A 13,975-nucleotide genomic window follows, 5' to 3' on the forward strand; every position below is an offset into this window, starting at 1 on the left:
GGAGCGGTGTGCCCGCGTAGCCCTTTTGCATCCGCAGGTGCGGCACTAACCTGTGATTCATGCCGCAACTGAGGATCACCGACGCCGCCGCCCACCTCGGCGTCAGCGACGACACCCTCCGTCGGTGGATCGATCGCGGGCAGCTGACGGCCACCACCGACGCCGCCGGACGGAAGGTCGTCGACGCCTACGAGGTCGCCCTCGCCGCCCGCGAGCACGCCCGCGCCCTGGCGCTGCCCGACGGCGTCGCGAGCTCCGCGCGCAACCGCTTCGTCGGGCTCGTCACCGACATCGTGACCGACACCGTCATGGCCCAGGTCGAGCTCCAGTGCGGCCCCTTCCGCGTCGTCTCGCTGATGAGCAGCGAGGCCGTCCGCGACCTCGGCCTCGAGCTGGGCTCGGTCGCGGTGGCCTCGATCAAGTCGACCAACGTCGTCGTCGAGACGGTCCGATGAGGCGACCGGCACCGCGTGCGGCACTCCTGGTCGTCACCCTCACCGCCCTCGCCGCGGCCACCGTCGCCTGCGGGCGGGCCGACCAGCCGGAGACCACCGTCCTCACCGTCCACGCCGCCGCCTCCCTGCGGGAACCCTTCGAGCAGCTCGCGCGCGAGTTCGAGGCGGAGCACGACGGCGTGGAGGTCAGGCTCAACGTCGCCGGCTCCGCCGACCTCGTCGCGCAGGTCACCGAGGGCGCACCGGCCGACGTCGTCGCGACCGCCGACACCGCGACGATGGACACCCTCGCCGCCGACGACCTCGTCAACGAGGTCACCCCCTTCGCCACCAACACCTTGGTGATCGTCGTCCCGCCGGGCAACCCCGCCGGCGTCGCCGGGCTGGACGACCTCGCCGGGGACCTCGACCTGGTGGTGTGCGCACCGCAGGTCCCGTGCGGCGCGGCAACCGCGCAGGTCGAGACGGCGGCCGGGCTGACCTTCACGCCGGTCAGCGAGGAGCAGAGCGTCACCGACGTCCTGGGCAAGGTCCGCGCGGGCGAGGCCGACGCGGGGCTGGTCTACGTCACCGACGTCGAGGCCGCGGGCGGAGACGTCGAGGGCGTCGCGTTTCCCGAGGCCCGCGACGCCGTCAACACCTACCCCGTCGCCGTCGCCACCGGGAGCGACCACCCGTCCCTGGCCCGCGCCTTCGCCGACCTGGTGACCTCGCTCGCCGGCGAGCAGGTGCTGACCTCGGCTGGCTTCGACCGCCCATGAGGCACCGCTCGGTCACCGGACTCCCCGGCTGGATCTGGCTGCCGGCCGCCCTGGCGACCCTGCTGATGCTGCTGCCGCTGGTCGCGATGACGGCGCGGGTCGACTGGGCCTCCTTCCGCGCTGGTGACCAGCGACTCCGCGCGCGCGGCGCTCGCGCTGAGCCTGCGTACGTCCGCACTCAGCACCCTGGTCTGCCTCGTCCTCGGCGTCCCGTTGGCCGTCGTGCTGGCCCGCAGCCGGCTCGGCGGCCGCGACCTGCTGCGCTCGCTGGTCATGGTGCCGCTGGTCCTGCCACCGGTGGTCGGCGGCATCGCTCTACTGGCGGCCTTCGGTCGACGGGGCTTGCTCGGCGAGACCCTCGAGGTCCGGCCTCCAGATCGCCTTCTCGACCGCTGCGGTGGTGCTGGCCCAGAGCTTCGTGGCGCTGCCCTTCCTGGTGATCTCGCTCGAGGGGGCGCTGGTCACGGCCGGCACCCGCTACGAGACCGCCGCGGCGAGCCTCGGCGCGCGCCCCTCGACCGTGCTGCGCCGGGTCACGCTGCCGCTGGTCTGGCCGGCGCTGGCGTCGGGCACGGTGCTGTCGTTCGCTCGGGCGTTGGGCGAGTTCGGTGCGACGATCACCTTCGCCGGCAGCCTCCAGGGCGTCACCCGCACCCTGCCGCTGGAGATCTACCTCCAGCGCGAGGTCGACCCCGACGCCGCCGTCGCCCTGTCGCTGGTGCTGGTCGTCGTCGCGGTGCTGGTCATCGCACTCACCCGCCGCACCCGGGCGGTCCTGTGACGCTCTCCCTCGATGCCGCCGTCACCGACCGCGACGTCGCCGCCCAGCTCGAGGTCGCCGACGGCGAGACCCTGGCCCTGCTCGGACCCAACGGCGCCGGCAAGTCGACGCTGCTGGCCCTGGTGGCCGGACTGCTGCGACCCGACCACGGCACCGTGACGCTCGACGGGCGCCTGCTCACCGACGTCCGCGACGGGCGTACGCACGCCTGGGTGCCGGCGTACGACCGCCACGTCGCGACGCTGACGCAGGAGGCGCTCCTGCTGCCCCACCTCTCGGTCCGGGCCAACGTGGAGTTCGGCCCCCGGGCCCAGGGTCGCTCGCGTCGCGAGGCGCGCGCCACGGCGCTCGAGTGGCTGGAGCGGGTCGGGGTGGCCGACCTGGCCGACCGGCGACCGGGGTCGCTGTCGGGTGGCCAGGCCCAGCGCGTCGCCGTGGCCCGCGCCCTGGCTGCACGCCCCCGTCTCCTGCTGCTCGACGAACCGATGGCCGCGCTCGACGTCGAGGTCACCCCGGCGGTCCGCGAGACGTTGCGCCAGGTGCTGGCGGAGATGACCTGCGTGGTCGTCACCCACGACGTGCTCGACGCGGCGCTGCTGGCCGACCGGGTGGCCGTCATCGAGGGCGGGCGGGTCGTCGAGCAGGGCAGGACCACCGACGTGCTGGCCCGGCCCCGGAGTGCCTTCGGCGCCCGGATCGCCGGGCTCAACCTGCTGCGGGGCACGTGGCACGCCGACGGCGGTCCCACGGGCGGCGAGCTTGTGGCGACGACCGGCGAGCGCGTGCACGGAATCGCCGACGGCCTTCCGTCCCGCGCCGAGGCGGTCGCGGTCTTCCGGCCCAGTGCGGTCGCCGTCTACTCCACCCCGGTGCACGGGTCGCCGCGCAACACCTTCGAGGTGACGGTGACCTCGGTGGAGCCCAACGGCGACCTGGTCCGGATCCGGGCCGGCCACCTGGCTGCCGACGTGACCGCGCAGGCCGCCGCCGAGCTGGGCGTCGGCCCGGGCGCGCGGGTCTGGTTCAGCGTCAAGGCGACCGAGGTGGCGCTGCACCCGGCCTGAAGCTGCAGAACCCGCTCACTCGAAGGGGATGCGCCCCCGCAGCGTGCTCGGGTCGTCGAGCGGGTCACGGGCGGTCTCCTCGATCAGCTCGACCGCCTTCGGGGTGCTGTCCCAGACGTTCCAGAGCAGCACGCCGCGCACACTGCCGCCGTCGAGGTAGTAGACGACGCCGGTGCCGCCGACCTCGCCGTCCTTCCAGTCCTCGACCGTCTCGTGGCGCGAGGTCACCTCGCCGACCGCCTCGTAGCCGGCGTCGAAGAGGTCGGACCAGAAGATCGGGGTGTGCCGGTAGGTCTCGGCGGCGCCAGCCATGATCCGGCCCGCGGCCTCGCCCATGGTCTCGGCGGCGTCGACGTGCTCCACCCGACGGCGACCCAGCCGGAGGTCGGGGTAGGCGGCGACGTCGCCCGCGGCGTACACGTCGAGGGCGGAGGTGCGGAGCTGGTCGTCGACGAGCAGGCCTCCGTGGTCGGCGTCGAGGTGGATCCCGATCGCCTCGGCCACCTCCGTGCGGGGCAGCACCCCGAGCCCGAGCACGGCGGCGTCGCCGGTCAGGGTGGTGCCGTCGTCGAGGCGCACGGTCACCGAGTCGTCGGCGACCTCGCCGCCGGCGACCGTGCCGTGCACGAGCGTCACGCCGTGGGCCTCGAACTGCTCGGTGACGCGTCGGGCCAACGCCTCGGGAAACATCGACGACTGCACGTGGTCGGTGTCGACCACCAGCGTCACGCGGACGTCGTTCTGCGCGAGGGCGGAGGCCATCTCGGAGCCGATGTAGCCACCGCCCACGACGACGACCTCGGCGCCGGGCACGGCGAGCGGCCGCAACGTACGGAAGTCGGAGGCGGTGCGGAAGTAGACGACCCGCGGGCCTGCGGGGAGCTCCGTCGTACGCGGTGCGGCACCGGTCGCCAGGAGCAGCTTGCCGTAGCCGATGCGACTGCCGTCGGTGAGCGTGACGGTGTGCCCCACGGTGTCGAGCGACTCCACACGGGTGTCAACGCGGAGGTCGGCGTCACCCACGTCGAGCTGCGACTTCTCCAGGCTCGCGTCGTCCTTGAGCCAGAGCGTCTTGGAGAGGTCCGGGCGGTAGACGGGCGGGTCCGGCTCGGCGCCGAGGACGCCGATGCTGCCGGCGGGGTCGACCGCGCGGATGCCCTGCACGGCCTTGGCGGCGGCCACCCCGGCGCCGACGATGACGTAGTCGTAGGAGCTGGTCATGTCGTCGACCCTAGACCCGGACGCCGACGGCGGCGAGGGGTCGAATTCCGGCCCGCCCGGACCCCTCGGCAAAGCCAATGTGGAATCCCTGTCCGAGCCGCCTCCGCACCACTAGCATGAGCGCGGCGCTCACCCCGGGCGACCGGAACGAGCGGCCCGTCGGACGGCGAGCCCCGTGGCGAGGAGGACTGCCATGAGCGCACACCCCGCCATTGCGCCGTTGCGCATCCTGCTGGTGGTCGCCCTGCTGTCGGTGATGGGCTTCCTCGGCTGGGCCTCCACCTGGCCCGAGGACGAGGGCGACGACAGCAACCGCGTGGCGGTGCCCACCGCGCCGCAGCCGCTGGAGGAGAGCGTCGGGGAGCCGAAGTCCGACGACGGCGCCCAGGACGGCGCCGAGGGTGACGGCGAGGACGTGGCGATCGGCAACCCCCGCGCCGACACGATCCCGGCCACCGGGGCCCTGGGCGACTACCAGGTGCCGATCGACGCGGGGAAGAAGCTGCTGCGGGTCGTCGAGCGCATCAGGTACCTCGACGGCTACTCCGACGGCGACCGGCTCAAGCACGCGATCGTGGTCTGCGAGAAGGTCGCCTTCCAGGGGTGGACGTGGCAGCAGCAGGTGGCCGGCGACGTGGCCTTCGAGGTCCCCGACCGCACCGCGTCGAGGTTCGCCGAGCACCTCGAGGTGGAGTTCTGCCCGGCCGTGCGCCTGGTGCCGGACGCCCCCGAGGAGCCCGAGCTCCCCGAGGACGAGGACGTCGTGCTGCCCTGACCCGTCCGGTCAGTGCCAGTCAGGGCCAGCGGACGGGCGTCACCAGCTGAGCTCGATCTCCAGCTCGTTGTCGTCGCCCAGCTCGACCTCGATCGCGAGCTCGACCTGGTCGGGGACCGAGACGGTGAGGGTCTTGCCGGCCTTCTGGAACTCCACCGAGTTGTGCCGCGACAGGGAGTCGGCCAGGGCGCGCAGCTTGTCGGCCGCCGCCTCGCGGGACATGCGCTGCTTCTCGTCGATCTCGAACAGGTCCATGGGTGCTCCTCGGGTCGGTGACGTACGCCGCCACGGTAGCGGCCCTGCCTCGGCACGGGCGGGCCGGCCGGCGACGTGAGCAGCCTCGATCACTGCACGTCCGTCGGTGACCGGAGTTATCGTGAGGTCCACCCACCACGAAGGTTTCCGATGACGTCCCCTCGCCCGACCTGCGGCTCAGCGCCCCGACGATCGAACCTCCCGACCACCTGGTCCACCAGCTGTCGGAGCTCGCGCGTGCCAGCGCGACGAGCACGCCTGCCCGCAGCCGACGTCGGGTGGCCGCCGTCTCCGGGGTCGCGGCGGGAGCGGTGCTCGCCTCCGTCGGCGGCGCGTGGGCCACCGGGGCGATCGAGGTGCCCGGCCTGCCGTCGCAGCGGCAGGAGTCGCCGGCCCCCGTGAGGCCGACGGGCGGGACGGACGGGTCCCCGGGCAGCGACGGAAGTGCCGGCCCGACGTCCGGCCCCAGCGACGACGCGTCACGCCCGGACTCCTCGAAGGGGTCGCGTGACGACACCCGGCCGACGGCCGCAACGGCCAGGGCGTCCCGGGCGACGGCTCCGGCGGTGCCGAGCCCGGCGACTCCGGCCAAGGCCACGGCAACCAGGGCAACGGCAACCAGGGCAAGGCCGGCCAGAACGGTGGCAATCAGGGCGACCAGGGCAAGGGCCAGACCAAGGAGAAGCCCCAGAAGGGCTCGGAGAAGCCGCAGAAGGGCTCGGACTCCCAGGGCAAGTCACAGGGCAAGGACAAGCCGGACAGTCCAACGGCAAGAAGCCCGAGAAGGAGCCCGCCGACGACAAGGCCAAGGGTGGCAAGGGCGGTCAGGGCGAGGACGCGCCGGACGACAGTGCGACCAGCGGCGAGGCGCCGACCCTCGGCGTGGGGGCGGGCGTACGCCCATGAAGGACGACGCGACCGTCGCGCGCGCCAAGCAGGGCGACGCCGACGCTTGGCGCACGCTCTACCGCCAGCACGGCGGCCGCCTGATCGTGTGGCTCCAGTCGCGTCCGACCGGTGACACCGCTGCCGCGCCGGAGGACGTCGCCGCGGAGGCGTGGTTCGTCGCTGCCCAGAAGATCGCGGACTTCCACGGCTCGGCCACCGACTTCGCGGGATGGCTCTTCGGATGGGACGCGCCGGATCAGCGCCACTGCCAAACGTACGTCCGACCGACGCGCGACCTCCCCCGGCGAGGTGACCGAGCTGGTCGGCGCCGTCGACGGACCGCACGTCGACATCGTGGCCAACGACTGGGTGCGCTCGGTGCTGGCCACGCTGCCGCCCCGGGAGCGCTCGGTGATCGGGCTCGTCGACGGCCTCGGCATCGACACGGCGATGGCGGCGGAGATCCTCGGCATCAGCACGGTCGCGCTGCGCGTCGCGCGCCACCGCGGGCTCAAGCGCCTGAAGGGCTCGCTCGGCACGCCGCACCTGGAGGTCGTACGCGACTCCGCACCGCACCCGGAAGCCGGACCGGCCGCCGCCTCCTGAGCGTCGCCCCCCCCGAGAACGACGAAACGGGCGGCGAGATCGAAGTCCCACCGCCCGCTCTTTCCCCGACCCCGTCATGGGGCCAAGGCCACTCAGCCCTCGGAGGGCGCAGCCTCGTCGGCGAGGCAGTCGGCGAGGCGCTCCTTGGCCTTCGCCACGCGCTGCTGCTGCGCCTTCTTGGTCTTCTGCGCGGTGTCGCGCTGCTTCTTCGCAGTGGCGAGGGCCTTCTTGGCCTTGGCCTTCTTCTCCTTGCCCTTGGCCTTCTCGACGGCCTTCTTGGCCTTCTTGACCTTGGTCTGCGCCTTGGCGAAGACGGCGGTCACGCGCTCGAGGGCGTCCTCGGCCTTCTCGACCTGGACCTGCTCCTTGGCGCAGGGCTCCTTCGGGGCCGGCTCGGCGGCGTGGGCCGGCGCAGCGAGCGTGCCGAAGGAAAGGGCGGCCGCGGCAACGGCCGCGGCGATGCGGGTCTTGATCTGCATGGGGGTCTCCTTGACTGTCCGTCTGGTCCGGGTTGGCGGACACCCCCTACCTGTCACGAGGTGGGCGAGGCGTTACATCGAACTTCCTTCTGGCCCCCGGAACGCGACGATGCGGCCGAGGGCGAGCGTCCTCGACCGCATCGAACGGTGACCCTCAGCTGAGCGGGCACCCCAGGTTGTTGTCGGCGTCCAGGCGCGACGCCAGGTCCAGGATCGTGGCGCGGTCGCCCGACGCGAGCGCCGCCCTGACGGTGGCGATCAGCGGGCCACGTCCGTCGAGCCCGGTCTCCCACCGACGCCACGGGTAGCCGAGGCCCTCGTGCGCGGCGTTGAGGTAGGCGGCCGCGGCCGCACGAGCGAGGATCAGCTCCGCGCCGGCCACACCCGGCCACCGCCACCCTGCAGCGCCTGCAGGAACGTGAGCCCGTCCAGGGCACCCGACGTACCGGAGCGGAAGCGGCTGCTGAACAGCTCACCGGGAGTCATCTCCTCCCAGCTGTCCGTGTGCGTCTTCCAGTATCCGGGCGTGCAACCCTCACGCCCGATGTCGTTGGCCGTGGCCGTGGGGGCGGCGAGGCCCCACCAGTGCTCCGGCGAGGACGCCGACCAACCCGATCTTCACACTCTTCATCGCTGACTCCCCTGTGTTCACTACGCCTGTGTTCCTACGACCCGGGCCTCGTTGCCACGAGTCCTTCTCGAGTGTTCGCGGGGTCGCGCGGAACCGTCATCCCCAAATGTGGTGGCTGACCGGGGTGTCCGTCAGTCGAGCGGCAGCGGCCGGTTCTCCGCGACGGTCTTCATCACCAGGGTCGAGGTGAGCCGTTGCACGCCGGGCAGGGTCGCCAGGTGGTCGTCGTAGATCAGCTGGAAGGCGGCGAGGTCGCGGGCGATGACGCGCAGCAGGAAGTCGGGGTCGCCGAAGAGCCGCTGCGCCTCGAGCACGTACGGGATCTCCACGACGGCGGACTCGAAGGCGTCCAGGGTGGCGCGGTCGGCGGCGGTCATGGTGACGAAGACCAGCGCCTCGAACCCGAGCCCCAGGGCGGCCGAGTCGAGGTAGGCGCGGTAGCCGGCGATGGCACCGGACCGCTCGAGGGCGCGTACGCGGCGGTGGCACGGCGAGACGCTCAGCTGCACGCGCTCGGCCAGGTCGGTGACGCTCAGCCGCCCATCCTGCTGCAGCTCGGCAAGAATCTGTCGGTCGATGGCATCCACGCGCAAAAGTTTGCCACCCGATGCCTCGCTGCTGGCAAAAGTTGGAACCAGCTTCCGCCTGCTCCGCCATAAAATCGCTCCCATGGAACTGGCCCAGGTCGCTGCGTTCACGGTCGTGACGTTGCTCTTCGTCTTCACCCCCGGCGCCGACTGGGCGTACGCGATCTCCGCTGGTCTGCAGCACCGCACGGTCACCCCGGCGATCACCGGAATGCTGCTCGGCCACCTCACCGCCACCCTGGCCGTGGCCGGTGGCGTCGCTGCCGTGATGGCCGGCGCCCCCGTCCTGCTCACGACGCTCACCGTGCTCGGTGCGGTCTACCTGGTCTGGCTCGGCATCGGCGTGCTGCGCTCGCCGGCGACCCCGGAGGAGGCCGGCTCGGTCGTCGAGGGGTCCGCCCTGCGCCGCCTGGCGAAGGGGTTCGGCGTGAGCGGCCTCAACCCCAAGGTGGTGCTGCTCTTCCTGGCCGTACTGCCCCAGTTCGCCGACCCGTCCGCGGCCTGGCCGGTGCCGCTGCAGATCATGGCGCTGGCCAGCATCCACCTGGTCGCCACCGCGATCGTCTACACGGCGGTGGCCGTCGGGCGCGCGTGGTGCTGCGTACGCGCCCTGCCGCCGCCCGGGCGGTCAGCCGCTTCTCGGGGGCGGCGATGGTCGGCATCGGTGCCTACCTGCTGGTGGGCCAGGTCGCTGCCTGACTCGTTGCCTCAGCACCCGGCGAGCTTCAGAGCAGGTCGCGGCGGCGGAAGCCGACGAAGCCGGCCACCGTCAGCGCGGCGACCAGCACCAGCAGCCCCACCAGTCCGCTCCAGTCGGCGGCGGGCAGGACGACCCGAGGCACGTGGCGCAGCGGACTGATGTCCAGCGCCCAGTCGGGCAGCCGGAAGGTCGGCCCCAGCAGCGTCAGCGCGAAGGTCGCCACCACGCCCAGCCAGGCCACCGCCCGCACCCGCGGTGCGGCACCGACCACCAGCAACGCGATGCCGACGAGCACCCACACCCCGGGCACGGTCACGACGGCCTGGAGCACGACGTCACCGAACTCCAGGCTCTCCTCGCGGGCCGAGGCGACCAGTCCCAGGGAGACGCCGGCGACCAGCATCGCCAGCCCGGTGGCCACGAAGGCGACCAGCGCGTTGCTGGCCAGGTAGGTCCGGCGGCGCAACGAGCCGGCCAGCAACGGGTCGACCCGCACGTCGAGCTCCTCCGCGCAGATCCGCAGCACCACCTGCACGCCCAGCACCGAGGCGACGATCGCGATGACCTGCAGGATCGTCACCACGTAGGCGGCCGTGAAGTCGGAGTCACGCACCACCCCGGCGGCCACGATCGACGCCATCGCCGGGTTGTCGGCCACCACGTCGTCGATGGTGGTGGCCAGGTTGCCGACGAGCAGGCCCAGCGCGGCGAAGCCCGCCATCCAGCCCACCAGGGCTTCGCGGTGCAGGGAGAGCGCCAGGCCCCAGACGCTGCCGGTCATCCCGGCCCGCTCCGGCCCGCGCCGCGGTGCGAGGAGCCCGTGTCCGAAGTCGCGGCGCGACTGGAGCGCGAAGGCCACCGCGACCAGGACGAGGGTCGCGACGACTGAGAGCAGCAGGGGGCGCGGGTCGTCGTCGACCGACGGGGCGGCGAGCTCGCCCCACCCGAAGGGCGTCCACCACTGACCACGCTCCCCGGCCCCGCTCATGTCGAGGTAGCCGCGCAGCACGTAGAGGCCCGCGAGCGCCCCCACGGCCAGGCTGCTGGCCGACCGGGCGTCGGAGCCGACCTGCGCCGTCACCGCGGCGACGCCCGCGAAGACCAACCCGGAGGCGGTGAAGCTGGCGGCCAGCACCGCGGTCGCCGCCACACCCCCACCCACCGCCACGGTGAGCACGAAGCAGACCACCCCGAGCGCGACGGAGGCGATGACGGCCAGGAGCACGGCCACGGCCAGCCGCGCCGGGCGGCCGACGACCGCGGAGGCGACCAGCTCGGCCTGTCCGGAGTCCTCCCCGGCGCGGCTGTTGCGGACCACGACCAGGATCGTCATCAGTCCTGCGAAGAGCGCCCCGAGCTGGCCGGCGCGCCAGGCGTTGAACCCGTCGGCCGTGGCCAGGTCACGCACCGGCCCGAAGACCAGCGACAGCGCAGGGTTGCCGGCCAGCGCCAGCTCCAGGGCGGAGCGGTCGGCCGGGTCGGGGAAGACGAGGGCGAAGGCGAGGATCGACGAGGCCGACAGCACGGAGATCAGCACCACCCACGGAGCGATGGCGCGGGCGTCCTGGTGCAGCGTGGCGGCGAGCAGCGGTCGTACGCCCGTGGTGGCGCTCACCGGCCGGGCTCCGGGCCGCGGAAGTAGTGCTCCATGAAGAGCTCCTCGAGCGTGGCCGCGGCGACGCTGAGGTCGGTCATGTCGTGGGCGACGAGCTGCGCCATCACCTCGTTCACGTGCGCCGGGTCGACCTGGGCGGTGAGGCGCCCGGTGGCGTCGAGGTGCGGCGAGCGCAGCAGGTCGAGCTCGTCGAGGGAGGCGGGCGGACGCCGCAGGGTCACCCGGACCGTCACCTGGGCGTCGCCGCGCAGCTCGGTGAGCGCTCCCGTGCGGACCACCCGGCCGGCGCGGATGATGCTGACCCGGTCAGCCAGCGCCTCGACCTCGGAGAGGATGTGGCTGGAGAGCAGGATCGTCGTGCCGCGGGCCTTCTCCCGCGCGACCTCCTCGGCGAAGACCGCCTCCATCAGAGGGTCGAGCCCTGAGGTCGGCTCGTCGAGGATGACGCAGCTCGACGTCGGAGGCCAGCGCCGCGACCAGCGCGACCTTCTGCCGGTTGCCCTTGGAGTACTGCCGCCCGCGCTTGGTGGGGTCGAGCTCGAAGCGCTCCAGCAGCTCACGGCGGCGCTGCTCGTCGAGGCCGCCGCGCAACCGGCCGAGCAGGTCGATCGCTTCCCCGCCGGACAGGTGCGGCCACAGCACGACGTCTCCCGGGACGTACGCCAGTCGTCGGTGCAGCGCGACGACGTCTCGCCACGGGTCCCCACCGAGCAGCTCGACGCTGCCGGCGTCGGCCCGCAGCAGCCCGAGGAGGACCCGCAGCGTGGTCGACTTGCCGGCGCCGTTGGGGCCGAGGAAGCCGTGCACCTCGCCGCGGGCCACCTCCAGGTCGAGTCCGTCGAGGGCGGGGAAGGCACCGAACCTCTTGATGAGGCCCGTGGCGCGGATCGCGGCATCGCCCGCTGGGAGGGTCATGCGCTCGACGCTAGTGACGCGGGGCGGACGGGTCTACGGTGACGAGCATGAGCCTCGTACGCCTGCGCGAACTCACCCCTGACGACCTCGACCTGCTCTTCGTCTGGGAGCAGGACCCGCGAGCGGTCGAGATTTCACCCGACCCGACCCGACGCGGGCGACCGGGAGGCCTTCGACGCCCACCACCGGCGGATCCGCGACAACCCGGAGACCACGCTGCTGGCCGTCGAGACCGACGGGGAGCTCGCCGGCACCATCGGGAGCTATCCGATGGAGGGCGACATCGAGGTGACCTACTGGATCGACCCCGCCCGCTGGGGCCGCGGGATCGCGTCGGCTGCGCTCGCCGAGTTCCTGGCCGTCGAGCGTCGGCGTCCGTTGTCGGCGCGGGTCGCCGAGCACAACCACGGCTCGATCGCCGTGCTGCAGCGCGCGGGCTTCGTCCGCGTCGGGGAGGAGACGTCGTACGCCGACGGCGTGGGCCGTGACGTGGTCGAGCTCGTCCACCGCCTCGACTGAGGATCGCGGGGCGTCAGCCCGCCGACTCGACCCCCGACCAGACCCCCAGCTCGTTGCCGCTGGGATCGACGAAGTGGAGCCGTCGACCACCGGGGAAGTCGTAGGGCCCGGCCACCACGTCACCACCGGCGGCGACGATCGCCTGCTGCGTGGCATCCAGGTCGTCGGAGTAGAGAAGGACGAAGGGGCCACCCACCGCACGTGCCGTGGGCTGGAGGAGCAGGCCCCCGACCTCGTCGCTCCCCTCGCCGCCGTCGAGGATGCCCGAGTACTCCGGTCCGTAGTCGACGAAGTGCCACCCGAAGGCACCTCTGTAGAAGGCCTTGGCCGCGGCGAGGTCGGTGACGGTGAGCTCGACGTAGTTGAGGGAGTGGTGGCGCGGCCCGGGGCCGCCCGCCGAGACGGTGGAGGAGGTCGAAGTAGCCATGTCCTCGCCCGTAGACCCGGCCACCGACAGTCGTCTCCTGGTCATGACGGGCCGGTCATGACGGCTCGGTCACCACGACGCGACCCGCGACCGCCCGGGCCAGGCCTTCGCGGCAGCCCTGCATCATCGCGTGGTGGTTCCAGTGCAGCACCGGCCGTGCGGCCCGAGAGGCGAGCCCGAGCCAGCCGTACGTGAGCACCTCCTGGTGGAAGTCGAGCCGCGTACGCATGCGTTCCCCACTGGCCTGATCCTCACGGGCCTGCTCCTCGCTGAGGTCGAAGCGGACCCACCCCACCAGGTCACCGTCGACCTCGACCTCCAGGCGCGAGGTGCTGCGGGTCCGCGCGGTCAGCACCAGGTCGAGGACGTAGGGCAATCGCGACCGGCACAGCACCCGGGCGCTGTCGTCGCCGAGGGCCGCGACGGCGACGACCTCGGGCCACCAGGTGGGGTAGGCCGCGAGGTCGTCGAGCACCGCCGCGACGTCCTCAACAGGGGCGTCGACGGACCAGCTCTCGTGGAAGTGGTGCTCGGCGGGGGTCACTCCGGGGGAGTACCCCGCCACCGCGCGGCTCAGTCCTGCTCGCGGGGGGCCCGTGGCATCCCGTCGATGGAGGTGTCCGAGTCCAGCGCGGTGAACCCCTCCAGCGCCTCACCCCGCGCCACCAGCTCACCGGGCACCTGGAACGACCACGACGAGTCGCTCGCGATCGTGACCAGCTCTGCCCGGGTGAGCGCCTGGGCAGCGCCGTTCGGGGCGCTGGCACCCACCAGGACGCGCAGGTCGCGGCTGCTGCTCAGCAGCTCGGCGACGAGGCGGGTGGCGTCGGGCTTGGAGTCGGTGTCGACGTAGGTGCGCACCTTGTCGCCGTTGGGCATGGTGGTCACCTCGCACTCGGTCCCGGCGTACTCCGCCGAGCAGGCGTCACCCTCGGCCATCCGGAGCGGCTGCACGTTGACCCCGACCGTCGAGGTGCCGCGGGAGCTGCTCGCCACGAGCTCGGCGTAGGTGAGCGGGAAGTCGCTCGCCGACAGCGAGACGCTGCCCTCCTCGTCGAGCAGGTCGACGCCGCCCTGGCCCTTGAAGTCGCTGGTGGTGCTGCCCGCGGGGGCGACGGCCTTGACCAGGTCGTCGAGCAGGACCGCCGTCGTGCGACCGATGAGGCGCTGGGTGGAGGGGGCTACCGGGGCCGAGGGCGGCGCCGGGGGGTCGTCGGGCCGGCCGCCAGTTGTTGTGCTCACACCCGACTAGATGGACCGAGCGCGAGAAATGTTGCAGACCTCGCGCGATCCGTC

General features: G+C 72.8%; 17 protein-coding genes and 1 pseudogene. 8 read left to right on the forward strand and 10 right to left on the reverse strand.

Features of this window, described 5'->3' with window-relative positions; translation table 11 throughout:
* The first annotated feature begins 59 nt into the window (after nt 1-59).
* The 4 genes from E2C04_RS17135 (at nt 60) to E2C04_RS17150 (ending at nt 3,061) form a co-directional block, all read left to right on the forward strand.
* Nucleotides 60-455, forward strand: coding sequence for a TOBE domain-containing protein (locus tag E2C04_RS17135; protein WP_135833532.1), 396 nt, complete (start codon nt 60-62; stop codon nt 453-455).
* Entirely contained in the window at nt 452-1,216 is a 765-nt protein-coding gene (gene modA / locus E2C04_RS17140; protein WP_135833533.1) for a molybdate ABC transporter substrate-binding protein, read from the forward strand. Before E2C04_RS17135 ends, modA begins: the two co-directional genes overlap by 4 nt.
* A gap of 400 nt (nt 1,217-1,616) precedes the next feature.
* Nucleotides 1,617-1,997 carry a molybdate ABC transporter permease subunit gene (locus E2C04_RS20435; RefSeq protein WP_238694361.1) on the forward strand — a complete coding sequence of 127 codons (381 nt, stop codon included), beginning with the start codon at nt 1,617-1,619 and terminating at the stop codon, nt 1,995-1,997.
* Complete coding sequence (locus E2C04_RS17150) at nt 1,994-3,061, forward strand: sulfate/molybdate ABC transporter ATP-binding protein (protein WP_135833534.1); 1,068 nt, start codon at nt 1,994-1,996, stop codon at nt 3,059-3,061. Before E2C04_RS20435 ends, E2C04_RS17150 begins: the two co-directional genes overlap by 4 nt.
* Nucleotides 3,062-3,076: 15 nt before the next feature.
* On the opposite strand, the gene E2C04_RS17155 is transcribed toward E2C04_RS17150, so the two are convergent.
* Entirely contained in the window at nt 3,077-4,282 is a 1,206-nt protein-coding gene (locus E2C04_RS17155) for an NAD(P)/FAD-dependent oxidoreductase (RefSeq protein ID WP_135833535.1), read from the reverse strand.
* Between the two features lie 193 nt (nt 4,283-4,475).
* On the opposite strand from E2C04_RS17155, the gene E2C04_RS17160 reads away from it, so the two are divergent.
* The gene (locus E2C04_RS17160) at nt 4,476-5,057 is read left to right on the forward strand and encodes a hypothetical protein (RefSeq protein WP_135833536.1); all 582 of its coding nucleotides are present in this window, start codon (nt 4,476-4,478) and stop codon (nt 5,055-5,057) included.
* 39 nt (nt 5,058-5,096) lie between these two features.
* Here the strand turns inward: E2C04_RS17160 and E2C04_RS17165 are convergent, their stop codons facing one another.
* A complete protein-coding gene (locus E2C04_RS17165) occupies nt 5,097-5,312 on the reverse strand; it encodes an amphi-Trp domain-containing protein (RefSeq protein ID WP_135833537.1) in 216 nt (71 codons plus the stop codon).
* 1,197 nt (nt 5,313-6,509) lie between these two features.
* Between E2C04_RS17165 and E2C04_RS17920 the strand changes: the two genes are divergently transcribed.
* A complete protein-coding gene (locus E2C04_RS17920; RefSeq protein ID WP_158630749.1) occupies nt 6,510-6,806 on the forward strand; it encodes an RNA polymerase sigma factor in 297 nt (98 codons plus the stop codon).
* A 92-nt stretch (nt 6,807-6,898) separates the two neighbouring features.
* Here the strand turns inward: E2C04_RS17920 and E2C04_RS17175 are convergent, their stop codons facing one another.
* The 4 genes from E2C04_RS17175 to E2C04_RS17185 all read right to left on the reverse strand — a co-directional run bounded on the left by E2C04_RS17175 (nt 6,899) and on the right by E2C04_RS17185 (nt 8,503).
* Nucleotides 6,899-7,285 carry a hypothetical protein gene (locus tag E2C04_RS17175; protein ID WP_135833539.1) on the reverse strand — a complete coding sequence of 129 codons (387 nt, stop codon included), beginning with the start codon at nt 7,283-7,285 and terminating at the stop codon, nt 6,899-6,901.
* Nucleotides 7,286-7,439: 154 nt separating this feature from the next.
* The gene (locus E2C04_RS17180) at nt 7,440-7,667 is read right to left on the reverse strand and encodes a hypothetical protein (protein ID WP_135833540.1); all 228 of its coding nucleotides are present in this window, start codon (nt 7,665-7,667) and stop codon (nt 7,440-7,442) included.
* Nucleotides 7,649-7,771 (reverse strand): hypothetical protein, encoded by a 123-nt coding sequence (locus E2C04_RS21170; protein ID WP_275106524.1) that lies wholly within the window; start codon nt 7,769-7,771, stop codon nt 7,649-7,651. The genes E2C04_RS17180 and E2C04_RS21170 overlap by 19 nt, the downstream gene beginning before the upstream one ends.
* A 276-nt stretch (nt 7,772-8,047) precedes the next feature.
* On the reverse strand, nt 8,048-8,503 hold the full coding sequence (locus E2C04_RS17185; RefSeq protein ID WP_135833541.1) for an Lrp/AsnC family transcriptional regulator: 456 nt from the start codon (nt 8,501-8,503) through the stop codon (nt 8,048-8,050).
* An 82-nt stretch (nt 8,504-8,585) separates the two neighbouring features.
* Here E2C04_RS17185 and E2C04_RS17190 point away from each other — a divergent pair, with 82 nt between their 5' ends.
* On the forward strand, nt 8,586-9,362 hold the full coding sequence (locus tag E2C04_RS17190; RefSeq protein ID WP_202977827.1) for a LysE family translocator: 777 nt from the start codon (nt 8,586-8,588) through the stop codon (nt 9,360-9,362).
* Between the two features lie 1,452 nt (nt 9,363-10,814).
* On the opposite strand, the pseudogene E2C04_RS17200 reads toward E2C04_RS17190, so the two are convergent.
* A pseudogene (locus E2C04_RS17200) lies at nt 10,815-11,733 on the reverse strand (ABC transporter ATP-binding protein).
* Nucleotides 11,734-11,811: 78 nt separating this feature from the next.
* On the opposite strand from E2C04_RS17200, the gene E2C04_RS17205 reads away from it, so the two are divergent.
* On the forward strand, nt 11,812-12,252 hold the full coding sequence (locus tag E2C04_RS17205; protein WP_202978004.1) for a GNAT family N-acetyltransferase: 441 nt from the start codon (nt 11,812-11,814) through the stop codon (nt 12,250-12,252).
* Nucleotides 12,253-12,265: 13 nt separating this feature from the next.
* Here the strand turns inward: E2C04_RS17205 and E2C04_RS17210 are convergent, their stop codons facing one another.
* From E2C04_RS17210 to E2C04_RS17220, 3 genes are read right to left on the reverse strand one after another with little or no spacing between them, the layout of a single operon-like run.
* The gene (locus E2C04_RS17210) at nt 12,266-12,679 is read right to left on the reverse strand and encodes a VOC family protein (protein WP_135833543.1); all 414 of its coding nucleotides are present in this window, start codon (nt 12,677-12,679) and stop codon (nt 12,266-12,268) included.
* A gap of 55 nt (nt 12,680-12,734) precedes the next feature.
* Nucleotides 12,735-13,223, reverse strand: coding sequence for an SRPBCC family protein (locus E2C04_RS17215; RefSeq protein WP_135833544.1), 489 nt, complete (start codon nt 13,221-13,223; stop codon nt 12,735-12,737).
* A gap of 29 nt (nt 13,224-13,252) precedes the next feature.
* The gene (locus tag E2C04_RS17220) at nt 13,253-13,921 is read right to left on the reverse strand and encodes a hypothetical protein (protein ID WP_135833545.1); all 669 of its coding nucleotides are present in this window, start codon (nt 13,919-13,921) and stop codon (nt 13,253-13,255) included.
* Between the last annotated feature and the right edge of the window lie 54 nt (nt 13,922-13,975).

The organism is Nocardioides daphniae (genome assembly GCF_004777465.1).
Taxonomy (GTDB): domain Bacteria; phylum Actinomycetota; class Actinomycetes; order Propionibacteriales; family Nocardioidaceae; genus Nocardioides; species Nocardioides daphniae.

Bases quoted from the DNA above. Each gene is read 5' to 3' on its own strand.
- E2C04_RS17135 (WP_135833532.1), top strand. From the start codon at position 60: ATGCCGCAACTGAGGATCACCGACGCCGCCGCCCACCTCGGCGTCAGC.
- E2C04_RS17210 (WP_135833543.1), bottom strand. From the start codon at position 12,679: ATGGCTACTTCGACCTCCTCCACCGTCTCGGCGGGCGGCCCCGGGCCG.
- E2C04_RS17155 (WP_135833535.1), bottom strand. From the start codon at position 4,282: ATGACCAGCTCCTACGACTACGTCATCGTCGGCGCCGGGGTGGCCGCC.
- E2C04_RS17160 (WP_135833536.1), top strand. From the start codon at position 4,476: ATGAGCGCACACCCCGCCATTGCGCCGTTGCGCATCCTGCTGGTGGTC.
- E2C04_RS21170 (WP_275106524.1), bottom strand. From the start codon at position 7,771: ATGACTCCCGGTGAGCTGTTCAGCAGCCGCTTCCGCTCCGGTACGTCG.
- E2C04_RS17165 (WP_135833537.1), bottom strand. From the start codon at position 5,312: ATGGACCTGTTCGAGATCGACGAGAAGCAGCGCATGTCCCGCGAGGCG.
- E2C04_RS17175 (WP_135833539.1), bottom strand. From the start codon at position 7,285: ATGCAGATCAAGACCCGCATCGCCGCGGCCGTTGCCGCGGCCGCCCTT.
- modA (WP_135833533.1), top strand. From the start codon at position 452: ATGAGGCGACCGGCACCGCGTGCGGCACTCCTGGTCGTCACCCTCACC.
- E2C04_RS17190 (WP_202977827.1), top strand. From the start codon at position 8,586: ATGGAACTGGCCCAGGTCGCTGCGTTCACGGTCGTGACGTTGCTCTTC.